We start from the raw sequence: 18,578 nt of genomic DNA, 5'->3' as shown, positions 1-18,578 counted from the left end.
CCCACCCTCCCGTCGGGCACGGCGAGCAGCGCAGACTTGGGCGGATAAAGGGCTCGCGTCTGTTTGAGCGCAGCGAGTTTAGCGAGACCCCGCCCAAGTTGAGCAGCGCAGCGGACCCTGCGCAGCAGGGCGTGCACGTCGGGTCGCCTTTCTTTGCTTACTTTCTTTGGCGAGACAAAGAAAGTGAGGCGCCCGCCGGGGCGCAATCCCGGCCTCCGCCCTGAAACAACCAGCAGAAACTTCAGAGCGAAGCGGCACAACAAAGCCACAAGCAAGTGGACAAAGCACACAAGCCATTTGCCCCCCAGCCAAGGCGCAGTAGCAGCCAAATCCCCCCCCAAACCCCATAGCCGGGATAATCCCCCAATGAACAGTTCAACCCCCGCCCCGGGCAACCAGGGCTTTGACTCCCTGGGCCTGCCCCCCGCCGCCCTGCAAAACCTGGTGCAGCTCGGCTACACCGCCATGACCCCCATCCAGGCCGCCAGCCTGCCCCTGACCCTGGCCGGTCACGACCTGATCGCCCAGGCCAGCACCGGCAGCGGCAAGACCGCCGCCTTCGGCCTGCCCTTGGTGCAGAAGCTCGATGCCGGCCGGCTCGATGTGCAGGCCCTGGTGCTGTGCCCCACGCGTGAGCTGGCCGACCAGGTCACGCAGGAGATCCGGCGTCTGGCGCGCTCGGTCGACAACATCAAGGTGGTCACCCTGTGCGGCGGCGTGGCCCTGCGCGGCCAGACCCTCAGCCTGCAGCACGGCGCCCATGTGGTGGTCGGCACGCCCGGCCGCATCATGGACCATCTGGACCGCGGCAGCCTGCTGCTCAACAACGTCAACACCCTGGTGCTCGACGAGGCCGACCGCATGCTCGACATGGGCTTCTTCGAAGACATCGCCTCGGTGGTGCGCCGCTGCCCACCGCAGCGCCAGACCCTGCTGTTCTCGGCCACCTACCCTGAAGGCATCGACCGCCTGGCCGCGCAATTCATGCGCGCGCCCAAAGAGGTCAAGGTGCAGGCCCAGCACGACAGCAACACCATCCGCCAGCTGTACTTTGAGGCCACCAACGCCCAGCGCCTGCCGGCCGTGGCCCAACTGCTGAACCACTTCCGCCCCGAATCCAGCCTGGCCTTTTGCAACACCAAGCAGCAGTGCCGCAACCTGGTCAGCCTGCTGCAAAGCCAGGGCTTCAGCGCCCTGGCCTTGTATGGCGAGCTGGAGCAGCGCGAGCGCGACCAGGTGATGATCCAGTTTGCCAACCGCAGTTGCTCCGTGCTGGTGGCCACCGACGTGGCCGCACGCGGCCTCGATGTGGCCAACCTGCAGGCCGTGATCAACGTCGACGTCAGCCCCGACCCCGAGGTGCATGTGCACCGCATCGGCCGCACCGGCCGTGCCGGCGCCGAGGGCCTGGCCCTGACCCTGGTCAGCATGGACGAGATGGGCTACGTGGGCCGCATCGAGCAGATGCAGGGCCGCGAGTCCGACTGGCAGCCGCTGGACAGCCTCACCCCCACCGGCAAGGGCCCGCTCAAGGCCCCCATGGCCACGCTGCAGATCGTGGGCGGGCGCAAGGAGAAGATCCGCGCCGGCGACGTGCTGGGCGCCATGACCGGCGAGGCTGGCTTTGCCAAGGAACAGATCGGCAAGATCAACGTCAACGAGTTCAGCACCTATGTGGCGGTCGATGCCGCCATCGCCCGCGAGGCGGTGCGCCGCCTCTCGGCCGGCCGCATCAAGGGCAAGGTGGTGAAGGTGCGCCTGATCGAAGGCGACGAGGCTTGAGCCCGGTCGCCCGCACCCTGCCTGCGCTGGGCCTGCCCGGCGCCACCGCCCTGGTGGTGGGCGGGCAGGGCGGTGTGGGGGCGGCCCTGGCGGCCGGCCTGCGCGCACGCCACCCGCAGGCTGCGGTCAGGGTGTCGGTGCGCGGCCCCAAGGGCGCAGACAGCCTGGCCGATGATCTGCTGATCGACCTGCAGGACGAGGCCAGCATCGAGGCCGCGGCCCACACCCTGGCCGCCCAGTGCGCCGAGCGGGGCCAGAGCCTGCGCACTCTGGTGGTGGCCAGCGGTTTTCTTCACCAGCAGGGCAGCGGGCCCGAGCGCAGCTGGCGCCAGCTGGATGCGGCCTACCTGCAGCAGGCCTTTGCCATCAACGCCATCGGCCCGGCCCTGCTGATCAAGCACTTCTTTCCGCACCTGGCGCGCAGCGGCCCGGTGCTGGCGGCCTTTTTGTCGGCCCGCGTGGGCAGCATCGAGGACAACGCCCTGGGCGGCTGGTACGGCTACCGGGCCTCCAAGGCGGCCCTCAACCAACTGGTGCGCACCGCGTCCATCGAGCTGCGCCGCCACAACCGCGACGCCGTCTGCGTGGCCCTGCACCCCGGCACGGTGGACACCGGCCTGTCGCGCCCCTTCGCCAAGCAGGGCCTGCGCGTGCGCCCGCCCGAGCTGGCCGCCGCCGAGATGCTCGACACCCTGGCCGCTCTGGGGCCGGCCGACCACGGCGGCTTTCGGGCCTACGACGGCAGCACGGTGCCCTGGTAGGGGCTGGGGCCAGAAGGCGCGGCTCAGGGATGCCAGCGGCTGACTGGCCGAGGCTTGGGGTCGGTATCTCTGGGCTCTGACGCCTCGGGTGACTTGACCAGGGGCGGCCCCACATAGCGGGCCCGGGGGCGGATCAGTGCGCCCTGCTGCACCTGCTCGATGGCGTGGGCCAGCCAGCCCACGCAGCGGCTCAGCGCAAACACGGTGAAGGGGCCGTCGGCCGGCCAGCCGTGGTGCCGGGCCAGGGCGGCCAGGGCGAAGTCGACGGTGGGGTGTTCGCCGGCGCGTTGCAGGGCCAGGGCCTGCAGCTCGGCAAAGCCTGGCGGCAGCCGCCCGCTGGCGGCCATCAGGCTGGCCAGCAAGGCCTGGGCGCGCACATCGCCCTCGGGGTACAGCGGGTGGCCGAAGGCCGGGTACAGGCGCCCGCTTTGCAGGGCGGGTGCCAAAGCCGCCTCGGCCCCGTGCGCCAGGGCCGTGTCCACCAGGGCCTGCACGCGCGCCACGGCGCCGCCATGCAGCGGGCCCGACAGGGTGGCCAGGCCGCTCAGCACACAGGCGCTCAGCGCGGCCCCGGTCGAGGCCGTGACCCGGGTGGCAAAGGTGGAGGCGTTCAGCTCATGGTCGGCCAGCAGCACCAGGGCCTGGCGGATGAGCTCGGCCGCCTGGGGGCAGCCCCATTGGCGCGCCAGGCGCAGGTGCAGGGGGTGGCCCGGGGCTGGGGCAGGGGTGTCGCCCATCAGGGCCTCGGCCACAGTCATCAGCACCGAGGCGGCCTGGGGCGCCAGGGTGTCGGCTTGGGCGCCCAGGGTGGCCGGGTCGTGCGCGGCGCGTTCGGCCAGGGCCTGCAGGGCCCGGGTCAGGGCGGGGGCCGCCGGCGCTGGTCGGCATGGTGGGGTGGCCGGGGGCCAAGCCGGGCGGGCCTGCCACAGCAGTTCGGCCACTTCTTCGAGCGTGGCGCTGTGCGACCAGGCCACGGCGTCGCGCCCGCGAAAGCACAGCCGTCCCTGGCTGACCGTGGACAGGCCGGTGTCCAGCACCGGGTCGCCCCAGCGGATGGTGGCGGCGGCAATCGCCTGGTCACGGCGGCGCCCGGCCCGTCGCGCGGCCTGCTGCTGCACGTCCTGCGCGTGGTACAGGCTGCGCCGCGGGTCGGCCGGGTCGGGGCGGCTGCGGATGGCGTGGCGGCTGACCTGGGCATACAGGGTTTGCGGGCGCACCTGCAGCACGTGCAGGGCCTGTTCGGCGGTGATCCAGCCCATGGGCTCCTCAGGGGGTGATGGCGTCAGCCGCCATCGTGCCAGCGTGCGGGCGAGCTGCCCAGGGGGCCTGCGGGCAGGGCGTGCTGCAACACCAGGCCGTCGATGCACAGGGCGGGCCGCAGTCGGCGTGCCGGGCCCCAGGCCGTGGCTTCGAGCGTGGGCAGGAAATCGGCTTCGGTTTCGGGGGGCAGCGGGGCGGCTGGGCTGGTGCTGGGGCGCTCCAGCAGCAACTGCCCGGTGCGCGCCAGGCTGGCCCGCCACAGGCTGCCCTGGCCGTGTTGCAGGCGCTGGGTGAGGCCGCGCAAGGCGGCGCAGGCCAGCAGGTAGCCGGTGGCGTGGTCCAGGGCCTGCACGGGCAGCGGCGCTGGGGGCGTGTCGTCGCCCTGGCTGCGCCGGCCGGCATCGGCCACGCCGAGGCTCATCTGCACCAGGCTGTCAAAGCCACGCCGCTGCGCCCACGGCCCGGTGAAGCCATAGGCGTCCAGCGCCACATCGACCAGCCCGGGGCGCCAGGCCTGGCGCTGGGCGGCGCCCAGGCCCAGGGCCTCCAGTGCATCGCTGCGGTAGCCATGCACCAGCACGTCGGCACCCTGCAGCAGGGCCTGGAAGCGGGCCTGCCCCTCGGGGCTTTTCAGGTCCAGCCGGGCGCAGCGCTTGCCCACCGTCACCTCGGGCGCCAGCGAGGGTTCGTCCCAGCCGGGCGGGTCGATGCGCAGCACCTCGGCGCCCAGGGCGGCCAGCAGCCGGGTGGCCACCGGCCCGGCCAGGATGCGGGTCAGGTCGAGCACCCGCAGCCCCTGCAGCGGGCGGCCGCGCACCGGCTGCCAGCCGGGCTGCGCTGCGGGCAGGCCGGGCAGGCCGGGCAGTTGCTCCAGCAGGGGCGTGCCCCGCACGGCCTGCCCCTGTGGGTGGGCCTGCCACTGGCGGGTGCTGCGCAGGGCGGCGGCGCAGCCGCCTTGCGCCACCACGGCGCTCTCCAGGGCTTCGGCGGGCCAGGCCCGCACGGCCTGCGCCACGGCGGCGCGGTCGGGCGGTACGCCCAGCACGGCCAGGGCGGCAGCCCGGTGCGCCGGGGCATTGGTGTGCAGGCGGATCCAGCCATCGGCGCAGCGGTAGTCGCCGGCCACGGCGTCCCAGGCCGGGGGCAGGGCCCAGCCCTGGGGGCGCACCGACAGCGCAAACCACATCGAGGCCAGGCGCCGGTCCACCGTCACCACCGGGGGGGTGTCCAGCCCGTGCAAGACCTGTTCGAGCGTGGCTGCGGCCAGGCCGGCGGCCGCCATCGAGGCCGCCGCCAGGGGCGTGACCTCGAAAACCGAGGCCAGGGCCCCCTCGCCCTGGAAGCGAACGCGCTCCACGGCGGCGGGCGCCCCGCCGGCCGCTTGCCAGATCTGTTGCAGAAAAAAGGTGTCCGGTGAGAGGCTCATGGTGGGCATCGAGTTGATCAAGAAGGGCTGATGGCTGCCATTGGGCCCGGCCCCGGGCGGTTTGAACAGATTGATGGCAACCCTCAACAGGTGGCCGAAACGCGCAAGAGTGCGTTTTTCAAACTCGGTTAGACTTCTGGTCCTCTAGATGAGTTGGTGGAAAAATGAAAAAACAGCATCTGACGGTTGTGCCCCCTGGCGGCGTGAGCGCTGCGGCGCCGGTGCCCGGGCAAAGCCGTTATGGCGCCCTGGCTGCGGCCTTGCGCAGCCGTGTGGTGGCGGGCGAGTGGCCGCCGGGCAGCGCCCTGCCGGCCGAGCAGTTGCTGGCCGCCGAGCACGGCGTGGCCCTGGGCACCTTGCGCCGGGCCCTGGAGTTGCTGGCCGAGCAGGGGCTGATCGAGCGGGTGCATGGCAAGGGCACCTTTGTGCGCCAGGGCATTGCCGGCGCTTCGATGCTGCGCTTCTTCCGTTTTGGCGAGCACGCGGGCGTGGTGCCGGCCTCGCGCATCGTGTCGCGCCAGCGGGTGGCGGCTTCGGCGGCGGCCGCTCGGGCCCTGGGGCTGGCGCCGGGCGAGCCGGTGCTGCGCCTGCAGCGCCTGCGCCTGATCGACGCCCAGCCCTGCCTGCTGGAAGACCTGTGGCTGCCCATGGACCTGTTCGCGCCCCTGGCCCAGGGCGACTGCGCCGACTGGGACGCCTTGCTCTACCCCATGTACGCCCGGGTGTGCGGCGTGCATGTGCAGCGCGCCGTCGACGACATCGGCTTCGGCCTGCTGGGCGCCGCCCAGGCCCGCCTGTTGGAATTGCCCGCCGGCCACCCCGCAGCGGTGGTGACCCGCCAGGCCTACGACCTGAGCGGCCGCTGTGTCGAATGGCGCAGCACCCGGGGCGATGCCCATGCATTTCACTACACCGTGACCCTGACCTGATCCGAACCCCATCCACCGAGGAGACAAGACCATGACCGAATCCACCTCTTTCGCCGGCATGCAACGCCGCCACTTCTGTCTGGGCGCTGCGGCCACCCTGGCGGCGCCTGGGCTGAGGGCGGCCCAACCCGCCGCCCAGCCCATTGCCGGCGGGCGCACCATCACCCTGGTGGTGTCCTACCCGGCCGGTGGTGGCGCCGACCTGATGGCGCGCATCGTGGCGCCGCGCCTGGCCGAGGCCTTGGGCCAGACCGTGGTGGTCGACAACAAGCCCGGCGCCAGCGGCCAACTCGCGGCCAGCCAGGTGGCGCGCGCCACCCCCGACGGCAGCACGCTGCTGCTCGACGCCTCGTCCTTCGCCGTCAACCCCTCGCTGTACCCGCGCCTGCCCTACGACAGCGCCAAGGCCTTCACCCCGCTGGCGGTGCTGGCCACCTTTCCGAACGTGCTGGTGTGCACGCCCAGCTTCGAGGCCCAGTCGGTGCGTGACGTGCTGCGCCTGGCCCGGGCCAAGCCGGGCGAGCTGGCCTATGCCTCCTCGGGCAATGGCTCGGCCCAGCACCTGGCGGGGGCCCTGTTCGAAGCCCGTGGCGGGGTGCAGCTGGCGCATGTGCCTTACCGGGGCGGTGGCCCGGCTCTGAATGATGTGATGGGTGGCCAGGTGCCGCTGTTCTTTGCCAATGTGGCCTCGTCGCTGGGGCACATCCAGGCCGGCAAGCTGCGCGCCCTGGCCGTGACCAGCCGGGTGCGCACGCGCTCCCTGCCCGATGTGCCCACGATGGAGCAGGCCGGTGTGGCCGGCTACGAGGTGCTGGAGTGGAACCCGGTGCTGGCCCCCGCCAGCCTGCCCGAGCCCACACGCCTGGCCCTGGTGGCCGGAATCCGCCGTGCCCTGGCCGACCCCGAGGTGCTGGGCCGGGTGCGCCAGCTGGGCGGCGATGTGTTTGCCGATGCCAGCCAGGCGAGTGCGGGCCGGTTCATCCGCGAGCAGCAGGCCTTGTGGGCCAAGGTGGTGCGCGAGCGCAAGATTTCGGTAGGTTGAGCGCCATGGATCTGGTCTCTGCTCTGCCACTTTCCCTTGCGCAGCCGCCCGCCCCGGGCTGGGACGGCCATGTCCATGTGTTTGACGCCCACGCGCCGGTGGCTGCCGGTCATTACCAGCCGGTGCACCGACCCTTGTCAGACATCGAGGCCCTGGCCCAGGCCCACGGCGTGGGCCACCTGGTGCTGGTGCAGCCCAGTGTGTATGCCTGCGACAACCAGCTGCTGCTGCAGGCGCTGGCGCGCGAGCCAGGCCGGCACCGGGGCGTGGTGGTGGTCGATGCCTCGGTCACCGACGCTGCGCTGGCGCAGATGCAGCAACTGGGCGTGCGGGGCGTGCGTTTCAATCTGGTGTCGCCGGTGGGCAATGGCTTGGGCAATGGCGCCGAAGACCTGAGCGCTCTGGCACCCCGTCTGGCTGCCCTGGGCTGGCATGTGCAGTGGTATGCCCGGGCGAGCGATCTGCCGGCCATCCTGGCCTGGCATCAGCGCACGGGCCTGCCCTGTGTGCTGGACCACCTGGCGGGCCTGCACGCCGACCTGCCGGGCGATGACCCCGCGTGGCAGGCGCTGGATCGCCTGCTGGCCCTGGGGGCCTGGGTCAAGCTCTCTGGCTGGTACCGACTGGGCGCGCAAGCGCCCTATGCAGCGTTGTTCACCACCATCCGGCGGGTGGCCGAGCGGGCGGCACACCATGCCGCAGCGGGCGAGGCGCCCCGCCTGGTCTGGGGTTCTGATTGGCCGCACACCTCGTTTGCCCCTGATGCGCTGCCGGCCTACGACAGCGTGTGGCAGCCGGTGCTGCAGGCCCTGGGCCCGGCCGTGGCGCAGGCGGTGCGTGAGGCCGGGCTGCGGCTGTACGCCTGATGCCTCAGCGCAGCTGGATTTCCACCCGGCGGTTGCGCGGCTCGTCCACTTCGTCGCCGGTGGAGACCGCCAGCTCGCGCTCGCCACGGCCCACGGCTTCGATGCGGTTGGCCGGCAGGCCTTGCTGCACCAGCAGATCACGCACCTGCTGGGCACGGCGCAGCGACAAGGTGTCGTTGCCGTCGCCGCTGCCCTTGGTGTCGGTGTGCCCCACCACCAGGATCTCCACCCCGGGGTAGCGGGCCGATTCGGCCTGGATGCGTGGCAGCTCGGCCTGCGATTCGCCGGTCAGGCGGGTGCCGCCGGGCTGGAAGAACAGCACGTAGCGCACCGGCTTCGGGGGCGCGATCTTGAACAGCGGGTCGTAGGCCTGGCGCACCTGTTCGGGGTCGGCCTGGTCGACCACCGGGGCCTGGTTGGCCCGGCTGCTGGCGCGTTGGAAGGGTTCCACCAGCGTCTGGCTGGCGTTGCCCGACTGCACCACCACGCCGGTGGGGCGGCCGTCTTCCTGGGGCAGCAGCACCACCTGGACGCGTGGCACCAGGGGCTTGGGCGGGGGCGGTGTCGAGCAGCCGGCCAGGGCGGTCAGGGCCAGCAGCGACAAAAGGGCCAGGCGACGGGCGATCATGGCTGCACCTCCTCGCTCACTTCGACAATGAAGTCGGTGCCCAGCACGCCGATGGTCGAGGTCGGGGTGGTGATGCGCACGGACTCGGGGCGGGTCTTGCCGATCAGGCCGGTGATCATGCGCAGCGTGCCCTTGAGCACCGACAGCACCAGGCTGCCTTCGTTGGTGGTGGGGTTGAAGCGGAACTCTTTCAGGTCCAGCGCACTGTCGGGGCCCAGCATCAGCGTGCTGCCGTCGCGCAGCACCAGGCTGACCGAGGCCCCCTTGCCAGTCAGCACGCGCTCGCTGGCGGCGACCTCGTCACCCGAACTCAGGGCGCGCTCGCCTTGTGGGCCCCGGGCCAGCACCGGGCCGTTGACCAGCTTGACCGTGGCCGCCCGCTCGCGGGCGGCGGGCGCCGCGGCAGCGCCGGGGCTGGCGGTGGCCGGGCTGGCCGCTGCCGGTGTGTTTTGCGCGCGGGCCTGGCCCAGACCCAGCAACAGGGTCAGCAGTGAGGCCCAGACGGGCCAAGCATGGGATTGGAGAGGCTTGATCATTGAGGCTGTTGTTGGAAAAGGCCTGGGCGCGCAGTGGCAAACTGCGGCAGGTTTTGGAATAAGTGTTGAAAAATAAAGCAAACAGTAACATTTCCGACTAACGGTATGTTAACTGCAGCTGTTTTTTTCGATTTTTGTCAGCAGTGAGCTTGAAAGGGTGAGTTCTTGATCAGTTTGATTCAACGTGTCAGCGAGGCGCGGGTCGTGGTCGATGGCCAGGCGGTCGGGCAGATCGGGCCGGGCTTGCTGGTGCTGGCCTGTGCCGAGCGCGGCGACACCGAGGCGGTGGCCGACCGGCTGCTGCAGAAGATTCTCAAACTGCGCATCTTCAGCGACGAGGCCGGCAAGATGAACCGCTCGGTGCAGGACCTGGATGGCCAGGGCCGGCACGGCGGCCTGCTGATCGTGAGCCAGTTCACTCTGGCGGCCGATTGCAGCGGCGGCAACCGCCCCAGCTTCACCCAGGCCGCGGCCCCCGATGAGGGGCGCCGCCTCTATGAACACCTGGTGCAGCAGGCGCGCCGCCTTCACCCCGAGGTGGCCACGGGCATCTTTGCCGCCGACATGAAGGTGCACCTGGTCAACGACGGACCGATCACCATCCCCTTGCGCATGGTCTGACTCAGCCGTTTTTCTGGAGCAGGCGCTGCGCGGCCTTCATGGCGTCGTTCACGCTCCAGTACAGCGTGGGGTGGCCCTGGCGGCCATCGGCCAGGCCCTGGCGCAGCAGCGCTTCGCGGGGTTTGTCCTTGACCCGCGCCAGCAGCAGCACCACCCCGTTCTGGTTCAGCCCGGCGGTGAACTCGGCCAGGCTTTCCATCACCGTGGTGTCGAAGTCGTCGCTCATCTCCAGGCTCAGCACCACCACCCGGGCCTGGCGCTGCCCGGCGCGCTGGCGCACCAGGCTGAAGACCTGCTCGGCGTTGGCAAAGAACAGTGGCTCTTCGGGCCGCATCACCAGGATGCCGGCCTGCACCCGGGTTTCGGGGTGGCGCTCGCAGTCGAGGTAGTCGCGCGTGCCGGGCAGCAAGCCCAGCTCGGACACCAGGGGCTGGGCAAAGCGGCGCAGCGCCAGCAGCAGCGACAGAGCCACCGCCAGCAGCATGCCGAACAGCACGCCGAACCACAGCACGCCCGCGCCCGCCACCAGCGCCAGCCAGGCATCGCTGCCCAGGCGCAGGGTGGCGATCATGGCCTTGGGCCACAGGTTGTGCGACAGGATGGCCGCCACCACCGCGGCCAGCACCGGCAGCGGCATCAGGGCCAGCCAGGGGCGGGCCAGCCACAGCAGCAAGGCCAGCGCCAGCGCAGCGCCCACGCCGGCCCATTGGCTGCGCCCACCGGCCGACTGGCTGGCCATGGCAGCCGAAAAGCCAGCCCCCACCGGCAGCCCCTGCACCAGGCCGCTCACCAGGTTGGCCGCGCCCAGCGCCATCAGCTCGCGGTTGGCGCGCACCGTGTGGCCGTGCTGCAGCGCCAGCGAACGCACCGAGCCCCAGGATTCGGCAAACAGGATCAGCAGCAGCGCCGGGGCGATTTCGGCCGCCCGCAGCCATTGTTCGGTGCGCAGCTCGGGCCATTGCCAGCCCAGGCCCTGCCAGTCGATGTCGCCGACCAGCTTCACCCCTTGATCGCCCAGGCCCAGCCCCGCCGACAGCGCGATGCCCAGCCCCAGCACCAGCAGGGAGGGCGGCACAAAGACCCAGCGCTGCGCCACCTGGCGCAGCGTCAGCCACAGGGCCAGGGCGCCAAAGCCCAGGGCCAGGCTGGCCTGGTGCCACAGGGCGGATTCGTGCAGCCAGTGCCACAGCAGGGGCAGCGGCAGGCTGCCATGGGCCGCCACGCCAGCCATGTGGGGCAACTGCTTGATCACGATGGTCACCGCCAGGGCCCAGGCAAAGCCCCGCAGCACCGGTCGCGAGATGAAGGCTCCCAGGTAGCCGGCACGCAGCACCGAGGCCACGATGAACATCAGCCCGGTCAGGCCCACCAGGGCATAACCCATGGCCGGCCCGCCGATGGCCACGGCCGAGGCAAACACCGCGGCGGCGGATGAGGTGGGCGCCACGATGGCGAAACGGCTGCTGCCCAGCAGCGGGTAGATGCACAGGCCCACCAGGGCGGCGATCAGCGCATGCAGGGGCTCGACCCCGGCAATGGCGGCATAGGCGACGGCCTCGGGCAGCAGCACCCCGGCCACCGACAGGCCGGCCAGCAGGTCGGCGCCGTGGCGGCGCAGCAGCCCGGGCGGGGCTGCCTCAGCCGCCGGGGCTGGCGGCGTTGCGGGCAAGGACGAGGTCGGTGGTGCGGAATCAGGAGTGGGCATGGAAACGGAAGCCGCCCCGGCACGGGTCCGGGCCGGGTGGCGTGGATCGGGGCGGGTCGGGTCGGGCTGGTGCGGGTCAGGATGGCCCGATGCGCCAGGGGCGTCAATAAGGGTTTGGGAAGCCCAGTGCGCCCAGCAGCAGGATCTCGAGGGTTTCCATCTCGAGTGCGTCGCGTTCGTTGGTTTCGTGGTCGTAGCCACAGGCATGCAGGGCGCCATGCACCAGCAGGTGGGCGTAGTGGGCCTGCAGCGGCTTGTTCTGCTCCTGGGCCTCACGCTCGACCACCGGGGCGCACAGCACCAGGTCGGCCATCACCACCGGGCTTTGCGCGTAGTCGAAGGTGAGCACATTGGTGGCGTAGTCCTTGCCGCGGTAGGCCAAGTTGAGCTCACGCCCTTCCTCGGTGCCCACGATGCGCACCGTGATCTCGCCGGGCAGCGGCAGGGCATGGCGGATCCAGCGCGCCACCTGGGCGCGGGGCAGGGCGGCGCGGTGGGCGGCGGCCTCGGGGAAGCGCGCAAATTGCAGCGACAGCGAGAGTTCGGGCAGGGACATGGTGGGGGCTTGGCGGTGGATCACTCGGGGCTTATTCAGGGCTTCAGGGCTTCAGGGCTCACTCGGCATTGCGCCGGGCTGCGGTGCCCGTGCGGCCCACGGCGTCGTAGGCGTCCACGATGCGGGCCACCAGCGGATGGCGCACCACGTCGGCGCTGGTGAAGCGGCTGATCGCAATGCCCTTGACGCGCTTGAGCACGCGCTCGGCATCGATCAGCCCGCTGGGCGCGCCCTTGGGCAGGTCGATCTGGCTCACGTCGCCGGTCACCACGGCCTTGGCGCCGAAGCCGATGCGGGTGAGGAACATCTTCATCTGCTCGGGCGTGGTGTTCTGGGCCTCGTCCAGGATCACGAAGGCGTTGTTCAGCGTGCGCCCGCGCATGAAGGCCAGCGGAGCGATTTCAAGCGCGTTGCGCTCGAAGGCCTTTTGCACCTTGTCGTAGCCCATCAGCTCGTACAGCGCGTCGTACAGCGGACGCAGGTAGGGGTCGACCTTCTGCGTCAGGTCGCCGGGCAGAAAGCCCAGGCGCTCGCCGGCCTCCACGGCCGGGCGGGTCAGCACGATGCGCTGCACCGCGCTGCGCTCCAGTGCGTCCACCGCACAGGCCACGGCCAGGTAGGTCTTGCCGGTGCCGGCCGGGCCGATGCCGAAGGTGATGTCGTGGGTGGCGATGTTGTCCAGATAAGCGCCCTGGGTGGGGGTGCGGGCGCGCAGGTCGGCGCGTCGCGTGCTCAGCACCACGCATGCGCCCGGGGCCTCGGGAAGGGCGGTGTCGCCGGCCAGCATCAGCTGCACGGTCTCGGCGGGAATCGGCCGCTCGGCGATCTCGTACAGGGCCTGCAGCACTTCCATGGCCTGGGTGGCGCGGGCTTTGGGCCCGTCCACCTTGAACTGCTCGTGCCGGTGCGCGATGCTGACCTGCAGCCCCGCCTCGATGGTGCGAAGGTGCTCGTCCATCGCGCCGCACAGGTGGCCCAGGCGCAGGTTGTTGTGGGGAGTGAAGGTGTGTCTGACGATCAAGCTGATAATTCCGGCCGAAGGGCCCCGAGACGGGGCCGCAAGGACTGCAATGATAGGCAAATTGACCGGAACCCTCTCAGACAAGAACCCGCCGCAGCTGTTGGTGGACTGTCACGGCGTGGGTTATGAAGTGGACGTGCCCATGAGCACCTTCTACAACCTGCCCGGCCTGGGCGAGAAAGTGTCGCTGCTGACGCACTTCGTGGTGCGCGAGGATGCGCAGATTCTGTATGGCTTCGGCACCGCCGGTGAACGCGACGCCTTTCGCCAGCTGATCAAGATCAGCGGCGTGGGCCCGCGCACCGCCTTGAGCGTGCTCTCGGGCATGAGCGTGAACGAGCTGGCCCAGGCCATCACTCAGCAGGAGTCAGGCCGCCTGGTCAAGGTGCCCGGCATCGGCAAGAAAACGGCCGAGCGCCTGCTGCTCGAACTCAAGGGCAAGCTGGGCGCCGAAATCGACCTTCTTCGCCCCGCCGCCGCCAGCGATGCCCAGGTCGACATCCAGCAGGCCCTGCTGGCGCTCGGCTACAACGACAAGGAGGCCGCCGCCGCCCTGAAAGCCCTGCCCGCCGACGTCGGCGTCAGCGAAGGCATCAAACTGGCCCTGAAAGCCCTGGCAAGGTAAGCCGCAAGGCTCCCCTCCCGCTGCCCCAGGTCTGGTGGCGCGACACGGAGTGAGCCCCCGTGTTTTGAGGCCGCCAGGCCTCCAGCGGACCTGAAGCGAAGAGGTCAGCCCGCCGCCCGGCCGCCCGAAGGCGGGCTGCGGCCCCCTTGGGGGGCTGAGCCCTGCGGCTCCAGGCCTGCCTGCGCAGGGCTGGACAGGGCGAAGAGCGTCCGCGTCTCGCGGCCGCACGTGGGAGTGACACGCAGTGCACGACCGTGGGGGCCTAGCAGCCTTGTTCGCCGATGCGTTGGAGCATCCGGTGGTCGCGCACCAGCAGGCGCCCGGTGGCCACCTGGATGGCGTTGAGCTGTTCCAGCCGCTTGAGTTGCTGGTTGATGCGCTGGCGCGAGGCCCCGAGCAGGCTGGCCAGTTCGTGTTGTGCCATGTCCAGCACCACCCGGGCCGGCCCGCCTTCGCCCAGGGGGCCCGCCTGGCCGGCCATCAGGGCCAGTTGCTTGGCCAGGCGCTGGCCCAGGCTGAGTGATTTGAGGTCGTCGGTGCGCTCCATCAGGCGCCGCGTCTGCAGCGCGGACTGGCGCAGCAGCGAGGGGCCAAAGCTGGGGTGGCGCTGCAGCAGGCCGGCCATGGCGGCGCGCGGGATGCGCACCACGGTGGTGTCGCGGTGGGCCACGGCGTAAACCCCGGGCTCGTCGGGGCCCAGGTCGTCGCCCGCCGCATCGCCTGCGGGGCCCAGGCTGAACCATTGGCCCGGGCCGGCGAAGTCGAGCGTGTGGGGCAGGTCGCTGAAGGCCTCGCTGCAGATGCGCACCGCGCCCCGCACGCAGCCCATCCAGGGGTGGTGCTGCCCGCCCAGCGGGTCTGCCAGCGGCTGGCCATCGCGGTAGCGGTCGATCTGCAGCACGCGCAGGATGTCGTGGCGCAGCAGCGGCGGCAGCGAGGCAAACCACACATCACGCTCCAGCGCCTCACGCTCGTCGCGGTGCAGCCGTGGGGCTTCGTCGGGCAGCTGGAAGTAAGCCCCCTGGTGGTGGGCAACCCGCATGGCGTTACTGGACACGGCGTGATCTCCTTGAGGTCATGGCTGACAAGCCGGCTGATTGAACCCGCACAGCGGCCCTCTGTGTGCCGGCAGCCGGATCGGCGGCATCACTACCTAGGTCTGCGGCGAGACATGGCCCCTGAGAGCGCCTCGCTGGCAGCGTCCTGGCATCCCGCGGGAGGGGCTGAATGTCAATGTTATTGACGAACATTCGATTCTTCAGCCTCAGCCGAGGGCTGTCAATCTGCCGGGCTTGATCTGGCCTGGGTGTTTACCCGGGGTCGGTGCGTCAACGCTCGCCAGGCCCCCAGGGCTGGGACAGCAGCTCGCGCAGGGCCTGCAGGGCGGGGGCGCCGATCTGCTGGGCGATCTCGGCTTCGATGGCCTCGATCTCTTCGGCCGCGCTGTCCGACATGGCCCAGCCGCGCTGGGTGAAGCGCAGCAGCTTGACCCGGCCATCGGTCTCGCTGGGCACGAACTCCACCAGGTTCAGGGCAGCGGCCTCGCGGGCCAGCTGGTGCACGGCCTGGCGCGACACCCCGAGCCTGCGCGCCAGCTCCGACAGACCCACCGGCCGGCCGCCCAGGTGGGTGAACAGGCGGCTCATGGCGGCCGTGACCTCGCCATAGCCGTTGCGGGCAGCACGCGCCAGCATGCGCTGCTCCACCCATTCGTAACGGCTCAGCAGCAGGTGCCGCAGCAGGTTCTTGTGCGCTTTCATGGCGCGATTGTGGCCCGGTTTGGGGGCCACGCAGCTTCGGGTTTGTCAGGTGGTCTTGACTTGTTGTGTGGGCCTCAGCGGCAGCCGGCGCAGGCGCTCGCCGCTCAGGGCGAAGCAGGCATTCGCCACCGCCGGGGCCACCGGCGGCGTGCCGGGCTCGCCCACGCCGCCCGGTGCCGAGGTGCTGGGCAGCAGCACGGTGTCGATGCGCGGCATGTCGGCCAGGCGGATCGCGTCGTAGTCGGGGAAGTTGCGCTGCTGCACGCGCCCGTCCTTCAGCGTGATCTCGCCCATCAGCGCGGCGCTCAGGCCGTAGACGATGGCGCTTTGCAGCTGGGCGTCCACCGTGTCGGGGTTGACCACGGTGCCGCAGTCGATGGCGGCCACCACCCGGTGCACGCGCAGCCGGCCGCCTTCGAGGGCCACCTCGGCCACCTGGGCGCAGACCGAGCCGAAGGACTCATGCAGCGCCACGCCCCGGGCCCGCCCGGCGGGCAGTGGCTGGCCCCAGCCTGCGCGCTGGGCCGCGGCCTTCAGCACGGCCTGGTGGCGCGGCTGCTGGGCCAGCAGGCTGAGGCGGTAGGCCACCGGGTCTTGCCCGGCGGCATGGGCCAGCTCGTCGAGAAAGCATTCGGTGAAAAAGGCGTTGTAGCTGTGCCCCACGCTGCGCCAACTGCCCACCGGCACGGGCGTGGCGCAGCGGAACTGGCGCACCTCCAGGTTGGGCACCGCATAGGGCAGCTCGAAGGCACCCTCGATCTGGTTCTTGTCGGGCATGTCCATGGCCAGGGACGGCAGCAGGCGTTGCATCGTCGACAGGCCGATCGAAGGCGCGGCCACGCTGTTGCGCCAGGCCAGGGGGCGGCCCTGCTCGTCCAGCGCCGCCTCGAAGCGGGCCATGGCGGCGGGGCGGTACATGTCGTGCTGCAGGTCTTCCTCGCGCGACCAGGTCAGCTTGACCGGCGCCCCCTGCGTGCGCAGGGCCACGGCCACGGCCTGCTCCACCATGTCGGACTCGAGCCGGCGCCCGAAGCCCCCGCCCAGCAAAGGCACATGGACCGTGACCTGGTCGGTGTCCACATCGGCCACGCGCGCGGCCAGCCACTGCGCCAGCGAGGGCGCCTGGGTGCCGCACCACACCGTGACCTGCCCGCCCTTGACCTGGGCCGTGCAGTTCACGGGCTCGAGTGCGGCGTGGGCCAGAAAGGGCACTTCGTACTCGGCCTGCAGGCGGCGCTGCGCCGGGGCCTGGGCCAGCACGGCGTCGGCATCGCCCTGGTGGCGGAAGCGCGTGCCGCCGTGCAGGCCACTGTCTTGCAGCGCGGCGCGCAGCTGGGCCGACACGGCGGCCGAATCGAGCTGGGCGTGGGGGCCTTCGTCCCATTGCAAGGGCAGGGCGTTCACGGCCTGCTGCGCGGTCCAGGTGTTGCCGGCCAGCACCACCACGGCCTGTTCGTTCAGGATGAGCACGTCTTTCACGCCGGGCAGGGCGCGTGCCGCCTGCAGGTCGAAGGGGCGCAGACGGCCTCCCAACACCGGGCCGCCGAACACCGGGCATTGCCGGATGGCGGCATACAGCAGGCCGGGCAGGCGGGTGTCGATGCCAAAGCGCGCCTGGCCGTTGACCTTGACCGGGATGTCGGTGCGCGGCACGGGCTGGCCGATCAGCCGGCGTGCCGAGGCCGGCTTGAGGCTCACGTCGCTGGGGGCCGGCAGGGCCGCAGCCGCCTGGGCCAGTTCACCAAAGCGCAGCGTGCGGCCGCTGGCGGCGTGGCGCACCAGGCCATCCTGCACCGTCAGCTCGGCCAGCGGCACTTGCAGCCGGGCGGCTGCGACAACCAGCAGTTGCTGGCGCGCCGTGGCGCCGGCCAGGCGCAGGGGTTCCCAGGCATCGCGGATGCTGGACGAGCCCCCCGTCACCTGCAGCGCCAGCGCATAGCCCACGGTCTGCAGCGAGGCCCGGGTCAGGCGGGCCAGCAGGCCGTCGTCGTCGGGCAGCAGGGGTGACACATTCAGCAGCAAGGCGGTGTTGGCGTACACCCGGGCCAGCGGGGCGGCCTCGACGCTGACCTGGTCCCAGCGGGCGTCCAGCTCGTCGGCCAGCAACTGGGCCAGGCCGGTGTGCACACCCTGGCCCATCTCCGAGCGGGGGGCGGCGACGATCACCCGGTCGTCGGGCGTGATCTTGACCCAGGCATTCAGGGCCACCTGGCCGTCCACGGGGTCGAAGGTGGCGCCCTCGCCCAGGCGTTGGCCGCTGCAGCCCACCAGCAGGCCGCCTCCGAGCGCGGCGCCCGTCAGCAGGAAGCGGCGGCGGTTCAGGGCGGGGGTCAGGCTGCGGTTCATGCGCGGGCTCCCTGCAGGGTTTTGGCCGCATCGTGGATGGCGGCGCGGATGCGTTGGTAGGTGCCGCAGCGGCACAGGTTGGTGATGGCCTGGTCGATGTCGGCGTCGCCGGGGGCCGGGTTCTGCCGCAGCAGCGAGGCCGCCGCCAGGATCATGCCGCCCTGGCAGTAGCCGCACTGAGGTGTCTGGTGCCGCACCCAGGCCGCCTGCAGCGCCGCCACGATGCGGTCTGGCGAGCCCTCGATGGTGCGCACCGAGCGCCCGGCCAGCGCACTGGCCGGCACCACGCAAGAGCGCATGGCCACGCCATCGACCTCCACCGTGCAGGCCCCGCAGGCCGCCACGCCACAGCCGAACTTGGTGCCGGTCAGGCCCAGTTCATCGCGCAGCACCCACAGCAGGGGCATGTCGGGCGGGGCATCGAATTCGGTCTCGTGGTCATTGACCCGCAGCTTCATGGTGTCTCCTGCTCTTGGGGGGCTCGGTGGGGCGGGCCACGCCCGCCGCAAAGTCACATTTTGTGCTTTTGCCCCTTTTCACGAAACCTTTGTGTGTGCTTTGGGGGTCACCACGGGGTCGAATCCGGCGTCGGCTTCGCTGGCGGTCGCACCGGGCCGGGCCCACGTGCATGAAACGCTTGTTTGCAAATGCCGGGTCATGGGTGCTGTTGCTGCTTGCATCCTTGCCCCCTGCGTCACGACGTTGGCGCAACAA

General features: G+C 71.1%; 18 protein-coding genes. 7 read left to right on the top strand and 11 right to left on the bottom strand.

Features of this window, described 5'->3' with window-relative positions; genetic code table 11:
• The first annotated feature begins 366 nt into the window (after positions 1-366).
• Together dbpA and F624_RS0119480 are read left to right on the top strand one after the other, a co-directional pair.
• Positions 367-1,782, top strand: a complete 1,416-nt coding sequence (gene dbpA, locus F624_RS0119485; RefSeq protein WP_019576025.1) for an ATP-dependent RNA helicase DbpA — start codon at positions 367-369, stop codon at positions 1,780-1,782.
• Positions 1,779-2,543, top strand: coding sequence for an SDR family NAD(P)-dependent oxidoreductase (locus F624_RS0119480; protein WP_019576024.1), 765 nt, complete (start codon positions 1,779-1,781; stop codon positions 2,541-2,543). Before dbpA ends, F624_RS0119480 begins: the two co-directional genes overlap by 4 nt.
• A 23-nt stretch (positions 2,544-2,566) precedes the next feature.
• On the opposite strand, the gene F624_RS0119475 is transcribed toward F624_RS0119480, so the two are convergent.
• Positions 2,567-3,802 (bottom strand): citrate synthase, encoded by a 1,236-nt coding sequence (locus F624_RS0119475; RefSeq protein WP_019576023.1) that lies wholly within the window; start codon positions 3,800-3,802, stop codon positions 2,567-2,569.
• 23 nt (positions 3,803-3,825) lie between these two features.
• Positions 3,826-5,229 (bottom strand): CoA transferase, encoded by a 1,404-nt coding sequence (locus tag F624_RS0119470; protein WP_051107466.1) that lies wholly within the window; start codon positions 5,227-5,229, stop codon positions 3,826-3,828.
• A gap of 164 nt (positions 5,230-5,393) precedes the next feature.
• On the opposite strand from F624_RS0119470, the gene F624_RS0119465 reads away from it, so the two are divergent.
• From F624_RS0119465 to F624_RS0119455, 3 genes are read left to right on the top strand one after another with little or no spacing between them, the layout of a single operon-like run.
• Complete coding sequence (locus tag F624_RS0119465) at positions 5,394-6,158, top strand: GntR family transcriptional regulator (protein WP_019576021.1); 765 nt, start codon at positions 5,394-5,396, stop codon at positions 6,156-6,158.
• A 31-nt stretch (positions 6,159-6,189) separates the two neighbouring features.
• Positions 6,190-7,200, top strand: coding sequence for a tripartite tricarboxylate transporter substrate binding protein (locus tag F624_RS0119460; RefSeq protein WP_019576020.1), 1,011 nt, complete (start codon positions 6,190-6,192; stop codon positions 7,198-7,200).
• A 5-nt stretch (positions 7,201-7,205) separates the two neighbouring features.
• Positions 7,206-8,066 carry an amidohydrolase family protein gene (locus F624_RS0119455; protein WP_019576019.1) on the top strand — a complete coding sequence of 287 codons (861 nt, stop codon included), beginning with the start codon at positions 7,206-7,208 and terminating at the stop codon, positions 8,064-8,066.
• Between the two features lie 4 nt (positions 8,067-8,070).
• On the opposite strand, the gene F624_RS0119450 is transcribed toward F624_RS0119455, so the two are convergent.
• Positions 8,071-8,694: an OmpA family protein gene (locus F624_RS0119450; protein WP_019576018.1), complete on the bottom strand. Its 624-nt coding sequence runs from the start codon at positions 8,692-8,694 to the stop codon at positions 8,071-8,073.
• Entirely contained in the window at positions 8,691-9,230 is a 540-nt protein-coding gene (locus tag F624_RS0119445) for a FecR family protein (protein WP_019576017.1), read from the bottom strand. The genes F624_RS0119450 and F624_RS0119445 overlap by 4 nt, the downstream gene beginning before the upstream one ends.
• A gap of 165 nt (positions 9,231-9,395) precedes the next feature.
• Here F624_RS0119445 and dtd point away from each other — a divergent pair, with 165 nt between their 5' ends.
• Positions 9,396-9,851, top strand: coding sequence for a D-aminoacyl-tRNA deacylase (dtd, locus tag F624_RS0119440; protein ID WP_019576016.1), 456 nt, complete (start codon positions 9,396-9,398; stop codon positions 9,849-9,851).
• A 1-nt stretch (position 9,852) separates the two neighbouring features.
• Here the strand turns inward: dtd and F624_RS0119435 are convergent, their stop codons facing one another.
• From F624_RS0119435 to F624_RS0119425, 3 genes are all read right to left on the bottom strand, one after another.
• The gene (locus F624_RS0119435) at positions 9,853-11,556 is read right to left on the bottom strand and encodes a SulP family inorganic anion transporter (RefSeq protein ID WP_084679568.1); all 1,704 of its coding nucleotides are present in this window, start codon (positions 11,554-11,556) and stop codon (positions 9,853-9,855) included.
• A 103-nt stretch (positions 11,557-11,659) separates the two neighbouring features.
• Positions 11,660-12,112: an rRNA maturation RNase YbeY gene (gene ybeY, locus F624_RS0119430; protein WP_031255599.1), complete on the bottom strand. Its 453-nt coding sequence runs from the start codon at positions 12,110-12,112 to the stop codon at positions 11,660-11,662.
• A gap of 58 nt (positions 12,113-12,170) precedes the next feature.
• Positions 12,171-13,133, bottom strand: coding sequence for a PhoH family protein (locus tag F624_RS0119425; RefSeq protein ID WP_019576013.1), 963 nt, complete (start codon positions 13,131-13,133; stop codon positions 12,171-12,173).
• 49 nt (positions 13,134-13,182) lie between these two features.
• On the opposite strand from F624_RS0119425, the gene ruvA reads away from it, so the two are divergent.
• Positions 13,183-13,758, top strand: a complete 576-nt coding sequence (gene ruvA, locus F624_RS0119420; RefSeq protein WP_031255597.1) for a Holliday junction branch migration protein RuvA — start codon at positions 13,183-13,185, stop codon at positions 13,756-13,758.
• Positions 13,759-14,020: 262 nt separating this feature from the next.
• Here ruvA and F624_RS0119415 read toward each other — a convergent pair whose 3' ends face one another.
• From F624_RS0119415 to F624_RS0119400, 4 genes are all read right to left on the bottom strand, one after another.
• On the bottom strand, positions 14,021-14,815 hold the full coding sequence (locus F624_RS0119415; RefSeq protein ID WP_157443526.1) for a Crp/Fnr family transcriptional regulator: 795 nt from the start codon (positions 14,813-14,815) through the stop codon (positions 14,021-14,023).
• Positions 14,816-15,086: 271 nt separating this feature from the next.
• Positions 15,087-15,518: a MarR family transcriptional regulator gene (locus F624_RS0119410; RefSeq protein ID WP_031255592.1), complete on the bottom strand. Its 432-nt coding sequence runs from the start codon at positions 15,516-15,518 to the stop codon at positions 15,087-15,089.
• 45 nt (positions 15,519-15,563) lie between these two features.
• A complete protein-coding gene (locus tag F624_RS0119405; RefSeq protein ID WP_019576009.1) occupies positions 15,564-17,864 on the bottom strand; it encodes a xanthine dehydrogenase family protein molybdopterin-binding subunit in 2,301 nt (766 codons plus the stop codon).
• Positions 17,861-18,322, bottom strand: coding sequence for a (2Fe-2S)-binding protein (locus F624_RS0119400; protein ID WP_019576008.1), 462 nt, complete (start codon positions 18,320-18,322; stop codon positions 17,861-17,863). Before F624_RS0119400 ends, F624_RS0119405 begins: the two co-directional genes overlap by 4 nt.
• Between the last annotated feature and the right edge of the window lie 256 nt (positions 18,323-18,578).

Origin of the sequence: Curvibacter lanceolatus ATCC 14669 (assembly GCF_000381265.1) — a bacterium.
GTDB lineage: Bacteria > Pseudomonadota > Gammaproteobacteria > Burkholderiales > Burkholderiaceae_C > Curvibacter > Curvibacter lanceolatus.
The sequence above is the reverse complement of the archived record's forward strand: the minus strand, read 5'-3'. Positions and strand labels throughout refer to the sequence as shown.

What these genes read in the sequence shown, in the direction of transcription:
- F624_RS0119445 (WP_019576017.1), bottom strand. Translation starts at nt 9,230, where the DNA reads ATGATCAAGCCTCTCCAATCCCATGCTTGGCCCGTCTGGGCCTCACTG.
- F624_RS0119450 (WP_019576018.1), bottom strand. Translation starts at nt 8,694, where the DNA reads ATGATCGCCCGTCGCCTGGCCCTTTTGTCGCTGCTGGCCCTGACCGCC.
- ybeY (WP_031255599.1), bottom strand. Translation starts at nt 12,112, where the DNA reads ATGTCCCTGCCCGAACTCTCGCTGTCGCTGCAATTTGCGCGCTTCCCC.
- dbpA (WP_019576025.1), top strand. Translation starts at nt 367, where the DNA reads ATGAACAGTTCAACCCCCGCCCCGGGCAACCAGGGCTTTGACTCCCTG.
- F624_RS0119460 (WP_019576020.1), top strand. Translation starts at nt 6,190, where the DNA reads ATGACCGAATCCACCTCTTTCGCCGGCATGCAACGCCGCCACTTCTGT.
- F624_RS0119455 (WP_019576019.1), top strand. Translation starts at nt 7,206, where the DNA reads ATGGATCTGGTCTCTGCTCTGCCACTTTCCCTTGCGCAGCCGCCCGCC.
- F624_RS0119435 (WP_084679568.1), bottom strand. Translation starts at nt 11,556, where the DNA reads ATGCCCACTCCTGATTCCGCACCACCGACCTCGTCCTTGCCCGCAACG.
- F624_RS0119475 (WP_019576023.1), bottom strand. Translation starts at nt 3,802, where the DNA reads ATGGGCTGGATCACCGCCGAACAGGCCCTGCACGTGCTGCAGGTGCGC.
- F624_RS0119465 (WP_019576021.1), top strand. Translation starts at nt 5,394, where the DNA reads ATGAAAAAACAGCATCTGACGGTTGTGCCCCCTGGCGGCGTGAGCGCT.
- F624_RS0119470 (WP_051107466.1), bottom strand. Translation starts at nt 5,229, where the DNA reads ATGAGCCTCTCACCGGACACCTTTTTTCTGCAACAGATCTGGCAAGCG.
- F624_RS0119400 (WP_019576008.1), bottom strand. Translation starts at nt 18,322, where the DNA reads ATGAAGCTGCGGGTCAATGACCACGAGACCGAATTCGATGCCCCGCCC.
- F624_RS0119405 (WP_019576009.1), bottom strand. Translation starts at nt 17,864, where the DNA reads ATGAACCGCAGCCTGACCCCCGCCCTGAACCGCCGCCGCTTCCTGCTG.
- ruvA (WP_031255597.1), top strand. Translation starts at nt 13,183, where the DNA reads ATGATAGGCAAATTGACCGGAACCCTCTCAGACAAGAACCCGCCGCAG.
- F624_RS0119410 (WP_031255592.1), bottom strand. Translation starts at nt 15,518, where the DNA reads ATGAAAGCGCACAAGAACCTGCTGCGGCACCTGCTGCTGAGCCGTTAC.